The following is a 20,828-nucleotide window of genomic DNA, read 5'->3' on the forward strand; positions in this document are numbered from 1 at the left end:
AATAAACGACCAAAAGATCGCTTTTTTCCGCCTGCCTCGGGTTCACCGCTCATTATCTCCTTGTTTTTATGGCCCTCTCGAAGAATTCCGCCAAGAAAAATCTTCGCTGTTAGCGCAAAAAACTGCCCTCTGGCGGCCAGCTGCCCCCGATTGCAGCACCGGTTTGCCCGAATTTGGAGGCTTCGGGCGAGTCGCTTGGGGTGAATCGGGGATTCTTTGCCCCGTTCCGACTCGCGGCGCGCAGATCAGCGGGCCGTTCCGAGGGCTTCGCCCCGTCATTCCGGCTTCGTCGCGTGCCCCATGTAGATGATCGCCGTCAGCGGCAGCCGTCCGAATACCAGATCGCCACGTCCGTTGAGGCCCCTCGGGCCGAGTCCTGTCAGCTTGTGCGGCTGCAAGCCTGCGTCCTTCAGTGCGCCGGTCAGTTCCCGTGGCTTGATGAACATCTGCGGGTCGTGTGTGCCTTTGGGCAGAAGCCGCAGAATATCCTCTGCAATCGTGATCGTCGCCAGACGGGCGAGCGGGTTGCGGTTGATCGTGTCGAAGAAGAAGGTCCCGCCGGGCCGCAGGACCCGCGCGACGTTTCGCAGGACCTCGGAGAGATCCTGCACATGTTCCAGCACGTCGACGCAGACAACCGCGTCGAAACTGGAGTCCTCGTAGGGAAGTGTCTCTCCGGCACCGACATCATAGCGGATATCACGCCCGCCGGCCTGCGCGTGGCCACGGGCCGCCGCGATCGCGTCCTTGGCGGGATCGATCCCCGTCACGCGGGCACCGCGATCGTCCAGCGCTTCGGCCATGAAACCACCGGCACATCCCAGATCGAGCACCTGTTTGCCCTGCCAGTCGATCAGCCGGTCAAAATAGTCGAGCCGCCCGGGCACCATGTTCTTTAGTGTCCGGACCCAGCGGATATCGTCGGACCACCAGTTTGCGGCGACGTCGTCATATATAGAGAGATTGTTGCGCGTTCTGTCTGCCATGCTGCCCCCGCTGCGTTTCGCCTCGCGGGGGACGTAGACCTAAACTGCGCGGTGGCCAGATAGCCGGGCCATATCGGCAGGGCGGCAGCGCCGCCCGCCCGTCAGTGTGTCCAGGCGCCGCGCCGGGAAGTGGCAAAGTTCTCGCCGTATCCGCCGGGGCGGATGTTGGGCTTGCGGCGCTTGGGGTCCTGCACAATCGCGTCGATGCCCTGTTCCTCGGCGTATTCCACTGCTTCCTCGCGGGTGTCGAATTTCAGCCGGACCTGGCTTTGGGTGTCGCTGGAGGATGTCCATCCCATCAGCGGATCCACCTCGCGCGCCTCCGACGGGGCGAATTCAAGCACCCAATGGTGCGTCTTCGCAGTACCGGACGACATCGCTGTACGGGCTGGCTGATAAATTCTCGCGCGCATGGTGCACTCTTTCATCGTTGGCTGGGATGGATATGCCACGCAGTCGGCAGCGGATCAAGTGGCACAGTCCCGCGTGGCGGCCTTGAACAGCCGACAAAACATGACACCTATAGGGCACCCTCGGAGAGAGAGATTCATGCCCTACGCCCATTCCGACAAATCCGACGCGCCCCCCATCCTGTCGAATCCCGCGCCCGATGTGCGGTCCCGCCCCAAGCTGGAGGGCGGCAAGATGTTTCGCATGTCGTCCGAATTCAAACCGGCGGGCGACCAGCCTACGGCGATCAAGGAACTCAGCAGCGGCGTTCTGGACGGCGAGCGCGATCAGGTGCTTCTGGGGGCCACCGGCACGGGCAAGACCTATACGATGGCCAAGGTGATCGAAGAGACCCAGCGCCCCGCCATCATTCTGGCGCCGAACAAGACACTGGCCGCACAGCTTTATGGCGAGTTCAAGGGCTTCTTCCCCGACAACGCGGTGGAATACTTCGTCTCCTACTACGACTACTACCAGCCCGAAGCCTACGTCCCGCGTTCCGACACCTTCATCGAGAAGGAAAGCCAGATCAACGAACAGATCGACCGGATGCGCCACTCGGCCACCCGCGCGCTTCTGGAACGCGACGACGTGATCATCGTGGCCTCGGTGTCGTGTATCTACGGCATCGGCTCCGTCGAGACTTACGGCGCGATGACACAGGATCTGAAGGCGGGGGAAATATATGACCAGCGGCAGGTGATCGCCGATCTGGTGGCGCAGCAATACAAGCGCAACGATGCCGCCTTCCAGCGCGGCAGTTTCCGCGTGCGCGGCGATTCACTCGAGATCTTTCCCGCGCACCTTGAAGACCGCGCATGGCGGTTGTCGTTCTTCGGTGAGGAACTGGAAGCGATTACCGAGTTCGATCCGCTGACCGGCGAAAAGACCGACACGTTCGACCAGATCCGCGTCTATGCGAATTCGCACTACGTCACACCGAAACCGACGATGCAGCAGGCGATCATCGGCATCAAGAAAGAGCTGCGCACGCGGCTCGACCAACTGGTCGGTGATGGCAAGCTCCTGGAAGCGCAGCGGCTGGAACAACGCACCAACTTCGATCTTGAAATGCTGGAGGCAACCGGCGTGTGCAACGGGATCGAAAACTATTCGCGCTATCTGACCGGACGCGCCCCGGGCGAGTCGCCGCCCACCCTGTTCGAGTTCATTCCCGACAATGCCATCGTCTTTGCCGATGAATCCCACGTGTCGGTTCCGCAGATCGGCGGCATGTACAAAGGCGACTTCCGTCGGAAGATGACCCTGGCCGAGCACGGGTTCCGCCTGCCGTCGTGCATGGACAACCGCCCGCTGAAGTTCGAGGAATGGGACGCCATGCGCCCGCAATCCGTCTTCGTCTCGGCGACCCCCGCGGCGTGGGAGCTGGAGCAGACCGGCGGCGTCTTTACCGAACAGGTCATCCGACCGACCGGGCTTATCGATCCGCAGATCGAGATCCGCCCCGTCGAGATGCAGGTCGACGACCTTCTGGACGAGGTGCGCCGCGTGGCCGCCGACGGCTACCGGACCCTATGTACCGTTCTGACCAAGCGGATGGCAGAGGACCTGACCGAATACATGCACGAACAGGGCATCAAGGTCCGCTACATGCACTCCGACATCGACACGATCGAGCGGATCGAGATCCTGCGCGATCTGCGTCTGGGGGCCTTCGACGTGCTGATCGGGATCAACCTGCTGCGCGAGGGGCTGGATATTCCCGAATGCGGGCTGGTGGCGATTCTGGACGCGGACAAGGAAGGCTTCCTGCGGTCCGAAACCTCGCTGATCCAGACCATCGGACGGGCGGCCCGGAACGCCGACGGGCGCGTGATCATGTATGCCGACCGCATCACCGGCTCGATGGAGCGCGCGATGGGCGAAACGGAACGCCGCCGCGCCAAGCAGCTTGCCTATAACGAAGAGCACGGGATCACGCCGCAAACCGTGAAGAAGAACGTCGAGGATATTCTGGCCGGCCTCTACAAGGGCGATACGGATCAGTCGCGGGTGACCGCCAAGATCGACAAGCAGATGGCAGGCGGCAACCTTCAGACCGTGCTCGACGGGCTGCGCAAGGACATGCGCAAGGCAGCCGAAAACCTCGAGTTCGAGGAAGCCGCACGCCTGCGCGACGAGGTGAAGCGGCTGGAAGCCGTCGATCTGGCGATCTCGGACGATCCGATGGCACGCCAGTACGCGGTCGAGAAAGCCGTCGGCGACGCGCAATCGAAATCCGGCAGATCCACGATGGGCCGCGGGGGAATGCGCGGCGGGGTAAAGCGCAAACGCGGCCGCTGACCGCCGCCGGATCGACCATCCTTCGGCCTTTGGCAGAGCGTTTCAGCCGGACCCGGCACCCCCCGGTCCGGTAAATAGAGTGGAACCTTTTGTCGCACCAATTGTTCTTTTCACAGAACGATATGAGTACAAACGTCAAGGAGCGAACCAATGGAATATGGTCTTCTGGGTCTTCTGATCCTCATCGCCGACATCTACGCAATCTACCAGATCATCACGTCCGGCACATCCGGCGTGAAGAAGATCCTCTGGACACTCGGCGTCCTGATCTTCCCTGTCATCGGCTTCATCGTCTGGCTGATCGCCGGTCCACGCGGATCGTCCGTTCACGTCTGAAGCTGAACACATCCGATGAAAGAGCCCGGCCTTGTGCCGGGCTTTTTTGTGTGGACAGAAAACTTCGCGGTAATGGTTTATTAAGCATTATTAACCAAGATCGGGGCAGGAGTGGTCTGCCCCGTGTTTCTTCGTTTCGCGATTTTCATTCTTGCCTGCTGGGCCTGTGGGCCGGCCCTTGCGGGGCCGTGGCTGCGCGACCGGGGCGATGGGTTCTCGGCCTACACATTTGCCAGCAACGCGAATTACGATACGGCCACCCAGACCTATCTGGAATTCGGTCTGACCGACACGACAACAATCGGGGCGGACATCGGGTTTGTCAGACCGCGCTACGGGTTTCAGGGCGGCTACGCGACGCTTTTCATGCGCCGCGCACTCAGCAAACCGGACGCGGTTTCGAAATGGGCCTACGAGATTGGCGTCGGTGCCAACTGGGCGGCGGATCTTGTCCTGCCGCATTTCAAGACCACCCTGACATGGGGCCGTGGGCTGAGTTTCGCGGACAAAACCGGATGGACGACCGTCGATGCGGCAGTGATCTGGGATCCGGTCTATGCGCTGCATGTGGCGAAACTTGACGGGACGCTGGGCATCAATTTCTCAGACAAGGTCGCGGGCATGATGCAGGTCTATATGGTCCACGCAAACGGGGCGAGCGCTGCAACGCTCGCCCCGTCGATCATCTTCTCCCCCGCCGACAGCAAATTCCGGTTCCAGATCGGGACGGAAACAGCCGTGGGCAATGTGCGCGGCACCGTGCTCAAGCTAGGGCTTTGGCATAATTTCTAGACCCGCCTAAACGACATCATTGTCGATGCGGACCGTCACACCGATCTTGCCGCTTACGGCCTCGCTCCAGATCACATGCACCTGATCAGAGTCTGGCCCTTGCTGCGCGCGGATGTAGGGCGTGTCGAAATTCGTGACATTGGCCGCGTTGCGCACCCCTCCGCGCACCACGACCGCATCCACGCTGAGCGAACGGGCACTGAACGGAAGCCCCGGCCCGGTTGGCACGACCCATGTCTGCTGCGGCGTATTCTGCGAGAATTCGAGCAGCAGAGGGCTCGCAACAGACTGCCCGATGCCGTGGAACGAATTGCCCTCGAAGCGGATATTGCGAAAGCGGGTATAGTTCAGATCGGCGAGACTGGTATCGATCCTTTCAGCGCGCTCGATATATCCGTTGATCGACCGGAACCGGTTCCCGGCCACGTTCAGCCCGTTGATGAAATGCCCCGCGCCGTAGGGTTTGACGACGATATAGCTGAAGCTCGACGCCGCTTCTCCGGACAGGAAGATGTTGCTGGAAACCTCGAGCGCACTGAAGGAAAACCCGCTCGTGAAAGCCGGCGCCGCGTCACGTTCATTGGTCCATTCCAGATAGGCGTTGTCGCAATAGTTGCCCGTCACGATGCACGAGGAATAGGCCTCGGCCAGAACGATACCGGCAGACCGCGGCCCGCCCTCCAGAGGATCACCCTGAAAGAAGTGGTTGCCGCTGATCAGGTGGTTGGACCCGGACGCGACAAGGAAATGCAGGAACCGCGTTGCGCGACAGTTGCGGATCTTGGTGTCGTTGGCATTGACGTTGATCGCGATGGTCTTGCGGTCAGAGACTGGCAGGTCCTCCTCTGCCGACAGGAACTGGCACCGTTCCACGAACATCCCCTGACACCCGCCGCCCATCGACGTGATCCCGCGATCCTTCGGCGTGGTGATGAAACAGTCGCGCACGGTAAAAATTGTGCCCGCCCCTGCCAGCATGATGGCGCTGCACACCTCCTGGCACTGGAATTCGATGTTGTGGAGGATGAACTTGCTCACCACTTCGAAACCGCTGAAATCAAGCAGATACTTGTAGCGCCGGAAGGTGAAGTTCTGCGTTCCTTCCGCATCATAGAGCGGACCGTTCAGCGTCAGCTCGCCACGCGCCACGTTCTTGTCGCGAACATAGATCTCGCGGCCCACACCCGGGCCGGACACATGGCTCCCGATGGGGATGTTGGCGACGTTGGCGACGCCGGTCAGCGTTCGGGCGTTGCTGGCGCTATAGGTCGCCTGTGCGACAATCGTTGTCGTGTCCCAGTTGCCGTCCGCCAGCGCGATCAGCTGGCCATTGTGGATGGCGCGGCGGGTTTGATACCGGTTGCGGTCCGGCACGGCGGCCTGCATGTCGACAGGCCCGGTCAAAGCCACCTTGCGCCCGCCCAGATCAAGGGATTCGTGGTCCGAATTGTTCAGCAGCGCCTGAAACGCCTTGCGAAAGGCCAGTTCTTCATCACCGAAGGCCTCGATATAGTTGGGCAGATCGAAGTTGCGGCGCAGCAGCAGCACCGCCCCGACCGGCATGCTGACCGTACCGGTGAATTTGGTCGGCGCGTCAAAGGTGACATCGCCGTTCAGCCGGAATGTGCATTCGGGGATCAGCACGGTCCGCCCGTTCGCATTGGAATTGGCCCGCTCGAACGCGGCGGTATCATCGGTGGTGCCGTCGCCGACCGCGCCGTAATCTTTCACGTCGATGGTCGAGACGACGTCGCCGAGGAAAAAGCTGGAAACATCGGTGATCTCGATGTCATCGACGCGCACGATGCCCCCGTTCGGCCCCAGCAGATCGAAGCCGAAATGCCCGTAATCCGCATTGATGCCCCAGACCATGTCAACGCCGGTCCGGTTGCCGACCCCGACAATCGCGCTCAGCTCGACGACCTGACCGTAGGTGGTCAGGGCGACAGGATCGCCTGTGGTGGTCACCCCCGGCACGGGATTGCCGTTCGACAGCGCGGCGTAGCTTGCGATGCGCACCGACGGCAGGCTGCCGCTGATCGCTTTCACCCTGATCTTGATCTGCAGATAGCATCCGGGAAGGATCGGCGTCTCGCCCTTGTAGCGGACGCGCTGTGTCGACTCGGTCTTGAGCAGTTCCAGCGCGCCGCCGAAATCCTCGTCGTTCGGGGCAAAGACACCGTTCGCGCTGCTGGCATAGGTAGGCGTGCCCGGCGTGCCATTACCGCTGGAGTATTGATCGAGCCCGTCTGCATAGGGCGCGGGGGTCAGCTGGATGCCGTCCGTGATCGCTTTGTTCATCAAAAATTCCCTTTCCCACGATATCCGGCACCATGGGCCGGTCAGGGAAAGGGAAGTACCAACGCTATCTTAAGGCGCGCCTAGACCACCGTGACGGTCGTGTTGCGCGCTCAGACGGATGCGCCGGGCGCGTCCAGCACCTGAACCCCCGAGATGCGCCAGCCAGCGTCCGTCTGCACCATCCGGTATTCCAGGATGTGAAATCCGCCCTTCAGGTCGGTGATCTGAACCTTCTGCCAGTAGACGCCCCCCTCTTCGCGCAGATCGAGGTATCGCACATCGGCGGGACGCCAGACCATCGGATAGCCCTGCGTGACCATGCGCCCGAAAGTCTCGGGACTTCCGAAATACCGTTGCAGATCGGGGCTCGCAAAAGAGAAGGCGGTGCCAAAGTCGTCGACCTTGAAGGCTTCGATTTGCCGGCTGATGGTGGCTTCGATGTCCGTCTGCTGCGCGTCGGCGCCGAAGGCAAAGACGAGGCTGAAAGCCGCCGCCTGAAGTATCGTTCGCATGCCCGTTCTCCCTGCGTGATGTATTGACTTAGGGTAAGTCACGCATCCCGCAGGGCAACAGTTTCAGCCCGCGACCAATTTACCCGCAAGCGCGTCGTCGATCAGCGCCACGGTCTCATCCACGCCGTAAAGCGCGATGAAGCCGCCGAAACGCGGGCCTTGCGACGCGCCCAGAAGAACTTCGTAAAGGGCGGTGAACCAATCGCGCAGGGGCTCGAACCGGTCGCGGCCACAGGCGAAAACCTCCGATTGCAGCGCCTCGGCATCGAGCCCGCCGTCCCATCCGACCAGACGCGCGCGCAGATCCTCAAGCGCTTCGCGCTCCAGATCGCTGGGCAGGCGGAACTGTTTGTGCGGCTTCACGAAATCATTGAAATAGCGCAGCGCATAGCCCACGGCCGCATCCATTCCGGGGTGGGTTTCGGGCGACGCATCCGGCGCGTAGCGCTGGATGAATCCCCAAAGCTGGGATTTCTCTTCCGCCGACGAAACCGATGCGAGGTTGAGAAGCATGGAAAACGGTACAACCATATCCGACTTGGGCACATCGCCGCCGTGGATATGCCAGACCGGATTGTTCAACTGGCCTTTGAGGTCCTGCGTTTCATAGGCGCGCAACTGCTGGTGATATTCATCCATCGCCTTCGGGATGACGTCGAAATACATCCGCTTCGCCGTCTTGGGCTTGAGGAACATGAAATACGACAGCGATTCCGTCGAGGCATAGGTCAGCCACTCGTCGATCGAGATGCCGTTACCCGACGATTTCGAGATCTTCTGCCCGTTCTCGTCGAGAAACAGCTCATAGCTGAAATGCTCGGGCTTCTTGCCTCCGAGGATCTCGCAGATCCGGTCGTAGATCGCCGTATTGGTGGCGTGCTCCTTGCCGTACATTTCGAAATCGACATCCAGTGCCGCCCAGCGCGCGCCGAAGTCCGGCTTCCACTGGAGCTTTACGTTGCCGCCGGTGACCGGAAGGGTCATCTCCTCGCCGTCCTCGGTGTCGAAGGTAATCGTACCGTCCTTGGCGTTCACCTGTTTGATCGGCACATACAGAACACGCCCGGTTTCGGGGTGGATCGGCAGGAAGATCGAATAGGTCTGGCGACGCTCCTCGCGCAGGGATTTCAGCATCACGGCCATGATGTCATCGTAGCGCTCTGCCGCCCGCAACAGGATCTCGTCGAATTGGCCTGTCTCGTAGAATTCCTTGGCCGAATAGAATTCGTACTCGAACCCGAATGTGTCGAGGAACCGCCGCAGCATCGCGTTGTTGTGATGCCCGAAACTGTCGAATTTACCGAACGGATCGGGCACCGACGTCAGTGGCTTGTGCATGTGTTCTGCCAGCATCTCCTGCTGCGGCACGTTGCCCGGCACCTTGCGCATCCCGTCCAGATCGTCGGAAAAGCAGATCAGCTTTGTCGGAATGTCGCTGATTTCTTCGAAGGCGCGCTTGATCATCGTGGTGCGCAGCACTTCGCCGAAGGTCCCGATATGCGGCAGACCGGAGGGGCCGTATCCTGTCTCGAACAGCACAAACCCCTTTTCGGGCGGCTTTTTCTCGTAGCGTTTGAGCACACGGCGGGCTTCTTCGAAGGGCCAGGCCTTGCTTTGCATCGCTGCTTCACGCGTCTGAGACATACCTAAAGTTCCAAAATTCCATTCCACCGCACCCCTTGTGCGGGTCCGGCATCATCTATTGCGTCACCCCGACCACGTCAATATTCTGCACCGCAGAGGCAAGTGTTCCTGAAAGGATCCCCCGATGACCGATGAGACCACTTTGGCGCTGAGCGCGCAGGACTGTCTGATCGCGCTGATGGTTGCGGTGTCAGCCTCGGACGAGAACATCGGAACCACGGAACTGATCAAGATCCAGACGTCGGTGAACCTGCTGCCGATCTTTTCCGATTACGATACCGACCGGATCAAGGTCGTCAGCCAGATGGTGTTCGACCTCTTCGATCAGGAGGACGGGCTGGATGCCCTGTTCGGTCTGGTCCGCGAGGCACTGCCCGAACGTCTGCACGAGACCGCCTATGCGCTTGCCTGCGACGTGGCCGCCGCCGATGGCACGCTCGAAGAAACCGAACTGCGGCTTCTCGAAGAGATGCGCTACGAGCTGACCATCGACCGGCTGCACGCGGCGGCGATCGAACGCGGGGCACGAGCGCGCCACCTGACCTGACGGTATCCGGCAGAAGTGCTGCACGGGCTGCCAGCCTCGGTCCTGCGCAACGCGCGGGATTTACTTTCGAAATAGAAAGAGGTCAGGCGCCGTAAAGAACGGCCCATCTTTCAATGAGTTCCTGCTGGGCGGTCTTCGAGCGACCGATCCACGCCCGACCGCCGGCAGGACGCTCGCGTTCTTCACGGGTGATGGTGGCACGGATCGCCTCGTCAGCGGTGAAGATGGCAAATGCCATTTCCGTTCCGTCCGGCGCGGTCATGTAACCCGCAAGCGCCGATACGAAATTCAGCGTGCCGGTCTTGGCATGGACCGTGACCGGGTGGTCGCGGACGATCCGGCGCTGGTCGTCGCGCAGGGCAATCGGTTTGAGAATATCGCGCAGCCCCGTGCCCTGCATCCGCACAAGTGCCGTCACCATATCGTGTGCTGTCAGGCGGCTATCGTCCCCGAGACCCGAATGATCCACCAGGGCGACACTTTGCATCCCCAAGGTTTCGCGGGCCCAGTCGTTCATCTGCTCTGCCGAGGCCTTCAGGCTGTCCGGCCTTACGCCCCTCGCTTGCGTGGCGGCCATGCCGACCATCTCGGCGGTCAGATTCGTGGACCATTTCAGCATGTCTTTGAGAAGCGGGCGCAGGGCCTCGCTCCGCTCGGTCACGACGGTTTCGCCCGCAGGCACCGATGCCGTCAGTTCCGGTGTGCCCAGCTTGATCCCCTCGGCACCGGCAAGCACGCTGAAAACCTCGGCGGCATAGAGGCCGGGCTTGCGCACGGGCAGCCAGCGCGCACCGCTTTTGCCAAGTGCGGGGCGCGCCACGGTCCAGTTGTCACGACCGTCGCGATCCTCGTAGGTGTAGACAGGGGCGGCACGGTCCTCCAGCCGCATCACGGCGACGCGAACCGCAGGGCGGTACCGTTCCGACCGCCCCTCCATCGTCACATCATAGCCGTTACCGCCGCGCTTCCATTCGAAATGCACGCGGTTGTAATTCAGCGCGAGGCCCGAGATCCCGGGGTTGTAGCCGACCTGATCGGGCTGGGCCGCGTCGATGCGCGCCAGCACCGGCAACGCCTCCTCATAGACCCGGAAAGAGCCTTTGACACCGGTCACGCCAGCCGCACGCAGGCGTTCAGCCATTCCGGCCAGCCGGTCGGTATCAAGGGTCGGATCCCCGCCCCCCGCGAGCACGAGATCCCCCTGAACGATGCCGTTGACGATACCGCCGGTCGCAATCAGCCGTGTCTCGAACCGGTGATCCTGCCCAAGCGCGTCCAGTGCATAGAGCGCCGTCAGCACCTTCGCCACGCTGGCAGGCGGGCGTGCGGTCTGTGCGGCAAATGTTTCAAGCCGCAGCCCCGTCTGGGCGTCCGCCACCGCGAAGGATGCGAGCCCCTCCAGCCGCGCCTTGCCGAGGATGTCCTCGACGCTCGGAACACTGCGCTTGAACAGATCCTCGCCCCGCAAAACGGGACGAAGCGAGGCCGCCGGCGGCCCGGAGAGCGCCGGTGTGGCAACAAGGCCTGAAAGGGCGGCCGCAAGGAACCGGCGGCGGGAAAAATCAGTGCTCATGATCTAGGCCTATCGCAACTCAGACCCCGCCGACAAGCCGTCCCAGTCTATGCATTTCCAAGATCACTTCCCCGTGATAGCGCAGCACAAATGCAGCGTGCCGTCCTGATCATGTTTGTTGCCATGTCACTGATCCCCGCCGGGGATGCGGCGGGCAAGTTATTGACCCAGACCCATGGGGTTGCACCGATATTCGTCGCATGGTCACGCTTTGCCATCGGCCTTCTGGCGATCCTGCCTTTCATGCCGCGCAGTGGCTGGCGGCTGCTGCGGAACTGGCGGATCTGGGCGCGGGCCGCGCTGCTGGCCGGGGGGATCAGCGCCATCCAGATGGCCCTCAGGCTGGAAGAGATCGCAACCGTCTTCGCCGCTTTCTTTGTCGGGCCGCTGCTCAGCTACGCGCTGGCGATGGTTTTCCTGCGCGAAGCCGTCACGCCGCTGCGGTCAGCGCTGATCGTGATGGGTTTTTGCGGCGTGCTGGTCGTGGTGCAGCCGGGCGGCGGCGCGAGTGTGGGCCTGCTCTGGGCGCTGCTGGCGGGAAGCTGCTACGGGGTTTTTCTGGTGATGTCGCGCTGGCTGGGCCATCTGGCCTCTCCGCTGGCGCTGACGTCAACGCAGCTTTTTATCGCGGCGTTTCTGCTGTTGCCGCTGGGGCTGTGGCACCTGCCACCGCTCGACCTGCCGGTGGTCGCCCTGACGGCCACGTCGGCGGTCTGTTCGATGCTCGGCAATCTTCTGCTGCTCTATGCCTACCAGTTTGCGCCCGCGACGCGCGTGGCGCCGCTGGTCTATTTCCAGCTGCTCGCCGCGGTCGGTCTGGGCTGGGCCGTCTTTGGCGACTTGCCGGACACATGGACGTGGGTCGGGCTTGGCATCATCATCGTCGCAGGCTTCGGATCTGCGCGGCTACGCTGACCAGCCGCCCGATCTGCGGATCGCCGACGAGGACACATCCATCATCGGGACATTGACGAAACACCATGCCGGTGGTCGCGCCTGTCCCAGCCTGTGGCTTTCGCGCGCCGGTATCCTGTAGGGCGCATAGAGTGTGGCGGCACGGCTCATCCGTGCCGAAATCCGTTGTCCGGGCCGCGCGAGAATACCCACTGGGACGCGCGCGACGATGTCCTGCCAATCCTGCCACAGATGCAGCTGGGCGAGGTTGTCCGCCCCCATCAGCCAGACAAACCGCTGCCGTCTGTACCTGTCTTGCAGCGCGGCCAGTGTCTCGGCGGTATAGCGGGTGCCAAGACGCGCCTCGATGTCGGTGATCGTCACGCGCGGGTCATCCATCACGCGCGCCGCCTGATGCAGGCGTTCGGACATCGGCGCGGGCCCGCGGGATTTCAGCGGATTGCCGGGGGACACCAGCCACCACACCGCATCCAGCCCGAACCGTTTCAATGCCTCGCGCGTGATATGCGCGTGGCCGCGATGGGCAGGGTCAAACGATCCCCCCAAAAGCCCGATCACCTGATCGGGTGCCGCGTATGGCATCTGGTAGCGCACGGTCTCTCCCCCTTGCCAACCGCGAGAGGGATGCGAAGCGACCGCCGTTGTCAACCGTGCGCCCGTCCCTCCCTGTCGCGGCAGGGGCGACCACGGCGGCCCCCAGCCCGCCGCGACGTCTTGTTGATCTTGGCGCGGTCGGCAGATATTGCAGACAAAATCTTTCCCATGCGAGGAGTCCCGTCATGGCGGCCTATCAATACGTCTACCACATGCAGGGCGTGTCCAAGACATATCCCGGCGGCAAAAAGTGTTTCGAGAATATCCACCTGAATTTCCTGCCCGGCGTGAAGATCGGCGTCGTCGGTGCCAACGGCGCCGGTAAATCGACCCTGATGCGGATCATGGCCGGCCTCGACAAGGATTTCAGCGGCGAAGCATGGTCGGCCGAAGGCGCCAAAGTCGGCTACCTGCCACAGGAACCCAAACTGGACCCCGACCTGACCGTGCGCGAGAACGTGATGCTGGGCGTCGCAGAGAAGAAAGCGATCCTCGACCGCTACAACGAGCTTGCGATGAATTACTCGGACGAAACCGCGGACGAGATGGCCAAGCTTCAAGACGATATCGATGCCCAGAACCTGTGGGATCTCGACAGCCAGATCGATGTGTCGATGGAGGCATTGCGCTGCCCGCCGGACGACGCCGACGTCGCCTCGCTTTCGGGCGGTGAAGCGCGCCGTGTCGCACTGTGCAAGCTGTTGCTCGAAGCCCCCGACATGCTGCTGCTGGACGAACCGACGAACCACCTCGACGCGGAAACCATCGCGTGGCTCCAGCAACACCTGATCGACTACAAAGGCACGATCCTGATCGTCACGCACGACCGCTATTTCCTCGACGACATCACCGGCTGGATCCTCGAACTCGATCGCGGGCGCGGCATTCCCTACGAAGGCAACTATTCGGACTGGCTGGAACAGAAAGCCAAGCGGCTGAGCCAGGAAGCCCGCGAAGACAAATCCCGCCAGAAAACGCTGGAGCGCGAACTGGAATGGATGCGTCAGGGCGCCAAGGCACGGCAGGCAAAATCGAAGGCACGGATCAACGCCTACAACGAAATGGCCGAACAGTCCGAGCGCGAGAAACTCAGCCGCGCCCAGATCGTCATCCCCAACGGCCAGCGTCTGGGATCGAAGGTGATCGAGGTCGAAGGGCTGACCAAGGCCATGGGCGACAAGCTGCTGGTCGAGAACCTTGATTTCTCGCTGCCGCCGGGCGGGATCGTCGGCGTGATCGGCCCCAACGGCGCGGGTAAATCAACCCTGTTCAAGATGCTCACCGGGCAGGAAACACCGGACAAGGGCACTATCGAAGTCGGCGACACGGTCGAGCTGAGCTACGTCGACCAGTCCCGTGACGACCTCAACGCGGATGACACGGTCTGGCAGGCCATCTCCGGCGGTGCCGAACTGATCCAGCTCGGCGATGCCGAGGTGAATTCGCGCGCCTACTGCTCCTCGTTCAACTTCAAGGGCGGCGATCAGCAAAAGAAGGTCGGGCTTCTGTCAGGGGGTGAACGCAACCGTGTCCACATGGCGCGCCTGTTGAAATCCGGTGGCAATGTGCTGCTGCTCGACGAACCGACAAACGATCTGGACGTGGAAACCCTGCGCGCCCTCGAAGACGCGCTTGTCGATTTCGCAGGCTGCGCGGTCGTGATCTCGCACGACCGTTTCTTCCTCGACCGGATCTGCACACATATTCTCGCCTTCGAGGGCGAGGCGCATGTGGAGTGGTTCGAGGGGAACTTCGAAGACTACGAAGAAGACAAGAAGCGCCGCCTGGGCGCGGACGCACTTGAGCCCAAGCGCATGAAGCACAAGAAATTCGCCCGCTGAGCGCTGGCGATATCCGGAACACGAAAGGTGGGCAGTTTTCGGACTGCCCCTTTTTCTATCAGTCGCTCGAGATCTTTTTCGACAGGCGCTGGAACAGGTTGAGAACCTCTTCGGGCTCGGCCGGATGCAGGATGTCGGCCCGGCCGCCGTGTTCGCGAATGGCTGCCGCAGCAGAGCGGCCGGTCCAAAGCCTGCGGTCCCCGATCATTTCCACGCGAAGGTCCGGCGCTTCGGGATCCAGTGCCGCTGCTTCGGCCTTCCAGGCGGCGGGCAGCGCGGCATTCGCCTGCAGTTCGACCGCATCAGTATCAATCCGCTGGCGGCAATAGACAATCGCGACAAAACTGCCCCGGCCCGCATAGGCAAACCGAGTCTTTTCGATATCCAGCGTTTCCGAAAGAACGGTGCCGACGGTCTCTACCGCCACGCGGAACTGCGCGGGTGTCCCGGCGCGGAACAGCTGGAGCGCGTTCTCGATCTGGATGCTGAGGATCGTCATTGCATAGAGCGAATCATCCGCACGCCGAAGCAGCTCGTTCTCCATCGTCAGAAACGGCTTGATCCCCGGCCCCGCACGCAGATCGAACCGTTCGTCAAAGGTGATCGTGGTCAGCTTGGTCAGTTCCTCGAGCTTGTGCTGGCTCATCCGTTCGCGCATCAGGCTTTCGTTCAGCATCCCGGCCAGATTGATTCGCGTGCCCAGCTCGAGCCCGTCAAAAGGTTTGGTGACGAAATCCGTCGCACCCGCCTCGAAGGCGCGCGCCATGGTGTCGTGGGCGCGGCTTGCCGTGATCATGATGATCGGGGTGGTGCGATACGCAGGTATCTGGCGGATTTCGCGGCACATTTCGATGCCGCAGGTCCCCGGCAGCATGATATCCAGCAGGAACGTATCGAAGGGTTCGCGCGCCGCATCGATCAACGCGCGCGCTTCCTCGGCACTTTCGGCATAGGCCACATCGCCAAACCCACTCCCCGACAGGGAGGTCCGCAAAAGTTGCAGGATCATCGGGTCATCATCGACGGCAAGGATACGCATAACATTCACTCCTCAAGGATCCGCCGTTGGGCGGACGCCTAAAACTCGCTTAGCACTGCGTTTACCATGCGGATACAATAGGGCCGGATTGCGGCTATTCTTCGGGAAAAACGCGATGATTGGCCATTTTCCTCCATCTTTCCGCCGCCAAGCCCGAAAATCCGTCCCCGCGGGTGCCCTTGACGAGGAATCATCCGCGATCGCCAGCGCGCTCCCGCAGCGTTTTATCCGGGCCTCAGAGTGGGGAAATCCGGCTGCCGCACATGCGATCCGGCACGAGATTGCCGCTTGCTTGCCTGAGACTTGAAATGAAAAAAGCGCTTTGCCATATTTGAAATGCAGAAGTTAGCTTTATCAAGACCACTGTCTCCGCCCTCGCGGTCAGTCTCTCGATGACAGACCAACCAAGCCGTACCATCGCACTTCCGCGGATGGTGAAACAACAGGAGACGACGGAATGGCCACTGGCACCGTAAAATGGTTCAACACTACAAAAGGCTACGGCTTTATCGCGCCCGACGGCGCCTCCAAAGACGTATTCGTTCATATCTCTGCGGTCGAGCGCGCGGGTCTGACCGGCCTTGCCGACAACCAGAAAGTCACGTTCGACATCGAAGCAGGGCGTGACGGTCGCGAGTCTGCAACAAACATCGCCCTCGCCTGAACGGCTTTTGCCTCTGAAACTGGGGTAAAAACGCAATAGTTACCGGTCAATCCACGCGGATAGGCCGGTTTTCCTATGTGTCACTTGAATTGTAGTGCTGTCTTGCGACAATAGGCGTGCATCACATAAATTTCCGCTGCCAGAGGTTCATTAAATGCACAGACGTACTTTCATCGCGGGAACGCTCGCGACCGCCGCAATGGCGCCCCAGGCTGCATCCGCGCAGGCCATCGCATTCGATCCCACACCGCAACTTGTCCGCATCAAGAAGAACTATCAGGTCGGCGAACTTCTGATTCTGCCGCGCAGCTATTACCTGTACTTCGTGACAGCCCCCGGCCAGGCGATGCGCTACGGCGTCGGTGTCGGCAAGGCGGGTCTTGAGTTTACCGGATCAGCAGTCATTCAGGTCAAGAAGGAATGGCCAACCTGGCGCCCGACCGACGAGATGATCGAGCGAGAGCCCGAAACCTACAAACGCTTCATCGGCAACACCGAGGCACAGCCCGGCGGCCCCGATAACCCTCTCGGTGCGCGCGCGCTCTATCTGTTCCAGAATGGCAAGGACACGTATTTCCGCATTCACGGGACAACGGCGCCGAAATCAATCGGCAGATCGGTATCCAACGGATGTATCCGTATGCTCAACGAGCATGTGATGGATCTGTACCAGCGCGTACCGATCGGTACGCGCGTTACCGTGCTCTGATAGAACGATTCCCGTTCGAGGAAAGGCCGTCGCAACGCGTCGGCCTTTTTTCATTTTCAGGCCAAGGCAGCCTGCGCGACCGATGATAGGTCAATTTTGATGACTTAATTTCCGCACCGCAGCATATTTTTCCAGACGCTCTCGACAAGGTTCTTCGGGTGTGAAATTGGATCGGAAAATCCTCCTTCGCGGACTTCCGATGTCACTCTCAGACTTCCTCGCCCAACGCGCCACGGCCTTTGCAGAAAAGAACTTGGCCGCCTTGCGCGATACCATGGCCTATCCCTGTGCGGTGGTCATCGACGATCATATGATCGCTCTGGCCAAGCCGGCGGACTACGACCGCGAACTGGCGGTCCTCTATCAAAAATCAGCCGAATTCGGCGTGACCCATGTAGACACAAAGGTCCTGCGGTGCCGCACCGTGGGACAAAACGGCCATGCCGAAGTCAGATTCACCGGCTATCGCGCAGACGGCACAAAGCTTTGCGATCTCGACGGGGGCTATCTTTGTTCGCGCTGTCCTGACGGTGCATGGCGGATCAACATGGTCGAACTCGTCCTGCCCGAGACGATCACGGGCGGTCTGGAAGATCTGAAACCATCGAGGTGTCCGGACAGAAAAAGGGCCGGCCCCTAGGCCAGCCCCTTCGTTTGTTTCCCGGCTATCGCGCTTACTGAAGCGCTTGATCCGTGATGACATGTGTCCACGCGCCTTCGGGCGCTTTGGAGATCACCGGATCCGACCCACCGGCCAGCAATGTGTCGACTGTCCGCTGGTAATCGGCTTCGTCCAGCGTCCCGTCCGATCCGGCGGTGAGCTTCGCGATTTCCTTCATCATGCGCACCTGCGCTTCCTCGGACTGCGCGCCTGTCTCGTCGTTCTCGACCACGATTGCGCCTGCTTCTTCGGGGTTTTCCTCGGCGTATTTCCAGCCCTTCATCGAGGCGCGGACGAACCGCACCATCTTGTCGACGAACACAGGGTCTTCGAGGTTCTCTTCGAGCACGTAAATCCCGTCCTCCAGCGTTGCGACCCCTTGATCCTCGTATTTGAAGGTCACCAGCTCGTCCGGGTCGACCCCTGCATCCAGCACCTGACCGTATTCGTTGTAGGTCATGGTCGAGATACAATCAGCCTCACGCTGCAACAGCGGGTCGACGTTGAAACCTTGCTTGAGCACGGTCACACCGTCCTCGCCCCCGTCGGTGGAAATACCTTCCTGGCTCATCCAGCTGAGGAACGGATATTCATTGCCGAAGAACCAGACACCGATGGTCTTGCCCTTGAAGTCTTCCACGCTTTCGATGCCGGTGTCCTTCCAGCATGTCAGCATCAGACCGGATGTCTTGAACGGCTGCGCGATGTTGACGACCGGCAGGCCCTTTTCGCGCGCGGCAAGCGCCGAAGGCATCCAGTTCAGCATGGCGTCCGCGCCACCACCGGCCAGAACCTGTGGCGGTGCGATATCGGGACCGCCCGGCAGGATCGTCACGTCCAGCCCCTCTTCTTCATAGTATCCCTTTTCCTGCGCGACGTAATAGCCCGCAAACTGCGATTGCGTGACCCACTGCAACTGCAATGTCACCGTGTTGGCGTGTCCGTCCGCCAGAGCAGGCGTTGCCGCCATTCCGGCGGCACAGGCCGCTCCTATCATCCAGTTTCTCATTTGATACCCTCCAGTTGGTATGGTTGCGGTCCGGTTCCGGACCTTTTGTTATCTCTGTGACGGGTGCCAGAAGGTCACCCATTTCTCGATCATGACCATAAGGCCATAGAATGCGCTTCCGGCGATTGCTGCCACAACAATCTCTGCCCAGACCATGTCGAGCGCAAGCTGACCAAAGCTGGTCGAGATGCGAAAGCCCATGCCCACGGTGGGCGAGCCGAAAAATTCAGCAACGATCGCACCGATCAGCGCAAGAGTGGTGCCGATCTTCAGGCCGTTGAAGACAAAGGGCATCGCAGACGGCAACCGCAGCTTGAACAGTGTCGCCCAATAGCCGGCTGCATAGGTTCGCATCAGATCGCGCTGCATCGCGTTGGTATCCTTCAGCCCCGCAACGGCGTTGACGAGAATCGGAAAGAACACCATCACGCCGACAACCGCCGCCTTGGATTCCCAGTCACTGCCCAGCCATTTGACGAATATCGGGGCCGTGCCCACAATCGGAAGCGCCGCCATGAAGCTCCCCACAGGCAGGATCCCGCGGGTCAGGAAATCCGACCTGTCCGCGATGATCGCCACGACAAAGGCCGCCGCTGCCCCCAGAAGATAGCCCACCAGCGCGCCCTTCAGGATCGTCTGGCGGAAATCGGCCCAAAGCGTCGCACCGGAAACCCCCAGCCGCTCGATCACATCCGAAGGCGCGGGCAGGATCACCGGATTGATCTCGAACCCACGCACCATCAGTTCCCAGACGATCACGATCGTCAGCCCGAAGATCGCGGGGATCAGTATCTTGATGGCAATCGCGTCCGACGATGCGCCGTTGGCCAGACGCACGTTCATCCACCAGCCGAGTATCCAGACCGCACAGGCTACCGCTGCCAAAGTCATGACGCTTGCATCCCCATTCGCTTCAGCGTGATACGTTCGATCATGCCGAACAACCCGACAAGCGCCGCCGCCGTCAGCGCCGCGGCAAACAGTGCCGCCCAGCTGACCAAGGGCTGGCCGTATTGATCGCCAACCAGCATCCGCGCCCCGAACCCCGCGCGTGCCCCGGTCGGCAGTTCTGCCACGATGGTCCCCACCAGCGATGCCGAAATCCCGATTTTCAGCGAGGCGAACAGGTAGGGCGTGGAAGCGGGCAACCGCAGCTTCCAGAATCCTTGCGATTTCGACGCGTTGTAGGTCCGCAAGAGGTCCAGCTGCATCGCATCGGGGCTCCGCAAGCCCTTCACCATGCCGACGACCACCGGAAAGAAGGACAGATAGGCCGCAATAAGTGATTTGGGAAACAGCCCCTGTATGCCCATGGACCCCAGAACGACGATGATCATCGGCGCAAGCGCAAGGATGGGTATGGTCTGACTGACAATGGCCCAGGGCATCACCGACCGGTCCATCACCCTGCTGTAGACGATCCCCACCGCCAGCAAGATCCCCAACCCCGTCCCGATGGCAAAGCCCAGCAGCGTCGGCGCCAGCGTCACCCAGCCGTGATAGACCAGACTGCGCTTCGATGTGATCCGCTTGTCGATGATCGTATCGTACATTTCCACCGCGACCTGCTGCGGCGCGGGCAGCCGGGGCCGGGTCAGGCTGTAGGTATCGGCCACCAGCCCGGGATTGCGCAGCGCCAGTGTGATCCCGCCAAGGTCCTGTCGCGCTGCCGGGGTGTCGGGCGTGACGACCCTGTCATCGCGCTGCGCCTGATCCGCGACCAGATGCATGTTCATCGGAATGACGGCCAACAGCCACAAAAGCAGAATGCCCGCCACTATCGTCATGACCGGGATGATCGACCTCATGACCGTTGCCTCCCCTGCCGGGCGCGGGGCTTCTCCATTTTGCCGGATAAACTCAATTCTGCCGCCTCAACCTGCGGCACACCGGCTGCCCGCCCCCTGCGGGAGGGCGGGCGGGGCGTCGCGGGACGCGCGCGTCGCCCGAC

The 20,828-nt window shown here is 61.3% G+C and carries 20 protein-coding genes; 9 read left to right on the forward strand and 11 right to left on the reverse strand.

The window, feature by feature from the left end; all coding sequences use genetic code 11:
- Positions 1 to 275: 275 nt before the first annotated feature.
- The gene (gene ubiG, locus ABMC89_RS16735) at positions 276 to 986 is read right to left on the reverse strand and encodes a bifunctional 2-polyprenyl-6-hydroxyphenol methylase/3-demethylubiquinol 3-O-methyltransferase UbiG (RefSeq protein WP_349569938.1); all 711 of its coding nucleotides are present in this window, start codon (positions 984 to 986) and stop codon (positions 276 to 278) included.
- Positions 987 to 1,087: 101 nt separating this feature from the next.
- The gene (locus ABMC89_RS16740; RefSeq protein WP_349569940.1) at positions 1,088 to 1,399 is read right to left on the reverse strand and encodes an ETC complex I subunit; all 312 of its coding nucleotides are present in this window, start codon (positions 1,397 to 1,399) and stop codon (positions 1,088 to 1,090) included.
- Between the two features lie 136 nt (positions 1,400 to 1,535).
- On the opposite strand from ABMC89_RS16740, the gene uvrB reads away from it, so the two are divergent.
- From uvrB to ABMC89_RS16755, 3 genes are all read left to right on the forward strand, one after another.
- Positions 1,536 to 3,740: an excinuclease ABC subunit UvrB gene (gene uvrB / locus ABMC89_RS16745; RefSeq protein ID WP_349569944.1), complete on the forward strand. Its 2,205-nt coding sequence runs from the start codon at positions 1,536 to 1,538 to the stop codon at positions 3,738 to 3,740.
- 150 nt (positions 3,741 to 3,890) lie between these two features.
- Complete coding sequence (locus ABMC89_RS16750) at positions 3,891 to 4,076, forward strand: PLD nuclease N-terminal domain-containing protein (protein WP_349569947.1); 186 nt, start codon at positions 3,891 to 3,893, stop codon at positions 4,074 to 4,076.
- 123 nt (positions 4,077 to 4,199) lie between these two features.
- Positions 4,200 to 4,868, forward strand: a complete 669-nt coding sequence (locus tag ABMC89_RS16755) for a hypothetical protein (protein ID WP_349569949.1) — start codon at positions 4,200 to 4,202, stop codon at positions 4,866 to 4,868.
- A gap of 6 nt (positions 4,869 to 4,874) precedes the next feature.
- On the opposite strand, the gene ABMC89_RS16760 is transcribed toward ABMC89_RS16755, so the two are convergent.
- The 3 genes from ABMC89_RS16760 to ABMC89_RS16770 all read right to left on the reverse strand — a co-directional run bounded on the left by ABMC89_RS16760 (position 4,875) and on the right by ABMC89_RS16770 (position 9,325).
- Positions 4,875 to 7,169, reverse strand: coding sequence for a glycosyl hydrolase family 28-related protein (locus ABMC89_RS16760; RefSeq protein WP_349569951.1), 2,295 nt, complete (start codon positions 7,167 to 7,169; stop codon positions 4,875 to 4,877).
- A 110-nt stretch (positions 7,170 to 7,279) separates the two neighbouring features.
- Positions 7,280 to 7,681, reverse strand: a complete 402-nt coding sequence (locus ABMC89_RS16765) for a DUF4864 domain-containing protein (protein WP_349569953.1) — start codon at positions 7,679 to 7,681, stop codon at positions 7,280 to 7,282.
- Positions 7,682 to 7,744: 63 nt separating this feature from the next.
- Positions 7,745 to 9,325 (reverse strand): lysine--tRNA ligase, encoded by a 1,581-nt coding sequence (locus ABMC89_RS16770; protein WP_349569955.1) that lies wholly within the window; start codon positions 9,323 to 9,325, stop codon positions 7,745 to 7,747.
- A gap of 124 nt (positions 9,326 to 9,449) precedes the next feature.
- Here ABMC89_RS16770 and ABMC89_RS16775 point away from each other — a divergent pair, with 124 nt between their 5' ends.
- On the forward strand, positions 9,450 to 9,872 hold the full coding sequence (locus ABMC89_RS16775; RefSeq protein WP_349569957.1) for a tellurite resistance TerB family protein: 423 nt from the start codon (positions 9,450 to 9,452) through the stop codon (positions 9,870 to 9,872).
- Between the two features lie 82 nt (positions 9,873 to 9,954).
- Here the strand turns inward: ABMC89_RS16775 and dacB are convergent, their stop codons facing one another.
- Positions 9,955 to 11,445 carry a D-alanyl-D-alanine carboxypeptidase/D-alanyl-D-alanine endopeptidase gene (gene dacB / locus ABMC89_RS16780; protein ID WP_349569959.1) on the reverse strand — a complete coding sequence of 497 codons (1,491 nt, stop codon included), beginning with the start codon at positions 11,443 to 11,445 and terminating at the stop codon, positions 9,955 to 9,957.
- A gap of 90 nt (positions 11,446 to 11,535) precedes the next feature.
- Between dacB and ABMC89_RS16785 the strand changes: the two genes are divergently transcribed.
- On the forward strand, positions 11,536 to 12,360 hold the full coding sequence (locus ABMC89_RS16785) for a DMT family transporter (protein WP_349569961.1): 825 nt from the start codon (positions 11,536 to 11,538) through the stop codon (positions 12,358 to 12,360).
- Here ABMC89_RS16785 and ABMC89_RS16790 read toward each other — a convergent pair.
- On the reverse strand, positions 12,352 to 12,942 hold the full coding sequence (locus ABMC89_RS16790) for a nicotinate-nucleotide adenylyltransferase (RefSeq protein ID WP_349570210.1): 591 nt from the start codon (positions 12,940 to 12,942) through the stop codon (positions 12,352 to 12,354). The genes ABMC89_RS16785 and ABMC89_RS16790 overlap by 9 nt on opposite strands.
- Before the next feature lie 197 nt (positions 12,943 to 13,139).
- On the opposite strand from ABMC89_RS16790, the gene ettA reads away from it, so the two are divergent.
- Positions 13,140 to 14,795 (forward strand): energy-dependent translational throttle protein EttA, encoded by a 1,656-nt coding sequence (gene ettA, locus ABMC89_RS16795; protein WP_349569963.1) that lies wholly within the window; start codon positions 13,140 to 13,142, stop codon positions 14,793 to 14,795.
- A 58-nt stretch (positions 14,796 to 14,853) separates the two neighbouring features.
- Here ettA and ABMC89_RS16800 read toward each other — a convergent pair whose 3' ends face one another.
- Entirely contained in the window at positions 14,854 to 15,834 is a 981-nt protein-coding gene (locus tag ABMC89_RS16800; RefSeq protein ID WP_349569965.1) for a response regulator, read from the reverse strand.
- Between the two features lie 457 nt (positions 15,835 to 16,291).
- On the opposite strand from ABMC89_RS16800, the gene ABMC89_RS16805 reads away from it, so the two are divergent.
- The 3 genes from ABMC89_RS16805 (at position 16,292) to ABMC89_RS16815 (ending at position 17,847) form a co-directional block, all read left to right on the forward strand.
- A complete protein-coding gene (locus tag ABMC89_RS16805; protein ID WP_212704843.1) occupies positions 16,292 to 16,498 on the forward strand; it encodes a cold-shock protein in 207 nt (68 codons plus the stop codon).
- Between the two features lie 154 nt (positions 16,499 to 16,652).
- Complete coding sequence (locus ABMC89_RS16810) at positions 16,653 to 17,207, forward strand: L,D-transpeptidase (protein WP_349569967.1); 555 nt, start codon at positions 16,653 to 16,655, stop codon at positions 17,205 to 17,207.
- Between the two features lie 160 nt (positions 17,208 to 17,367).
- Positions 17,368 to 17,847: a DUF6841 family protein gene (locus ABMC89_RS16815; protein ID WP_349569969.1), complete on the forward strand. Its 480-nt coding sequence runs from the start codon at positions 17,368 to 17,370 to the stop codon at positions 17,845 to 17,847.
- 34 nt (positions 17,848 to 17,881) lie between these two features.
- Here ABMC89_RS16815 and ABMC89_RS16820 read toward each other — a convergent pair whose 3' ends face one another.
- Genes ABMC89_RS16820 through ABMC89_RS16830 form a run of 3 tightly spaced genes read right to left on the reverse strand, consistent with a single transcriptional unit; the run spans position 17,882 to position 20,685 of the window.
- A complete protein-coding gene (locus ABMC89_RS16820) occupies positions 17,882 to 18,877 on the reverse strand; it encodes an ABC transporter substrate-binding protein (protein ID WP_349569971.1) in 996 nt (331 codons plus the stop codon).
- A 48-nt stretch (positions 18,878 to 18,925) separates the two neighbouring features.
- Positions 18,926 to 19,768 (reverse strand): ABC transporter permease, encoded by an 843-nt coding sequence (locus ABMC89_RS16825; protein ID WP_349569973.1) that lies wholly within the window; start codon positions 19,766 to 19,768, stop codon positions 18,926 to 18,928.
- Positions 19,765 to 20,685 carry an ABC transporter permease gene (locus tag ABMC89_RS16830; protein WP_349569975.1) on the reverse strand — a complete coding sequence of 307 codons (921 nt, stop codon included), beginning with the start codon at positions 20,683 to 20,685 and terminating at the stop codon, positions 19,765 to 19,767. Before ABMC89_RS16830 ends, ABMC89_RS16825 begins: the two co-directional genes overlap by 4 nt.
- Positions 20,686 to 20,828 lie beyond the last annotated feature (143 nt).

Source organism: Sulfitobacter sp. HNIBRBA3233 (assembly GCF_040149665.1).
Taxonomy (GTDB): Bacteria; Pseudomonadota; Alphaproteobacteria; order Rhodobacterales; family Rhodobacteraceae; genus Sulfitobacter; species Sulfitobacter marinivivus.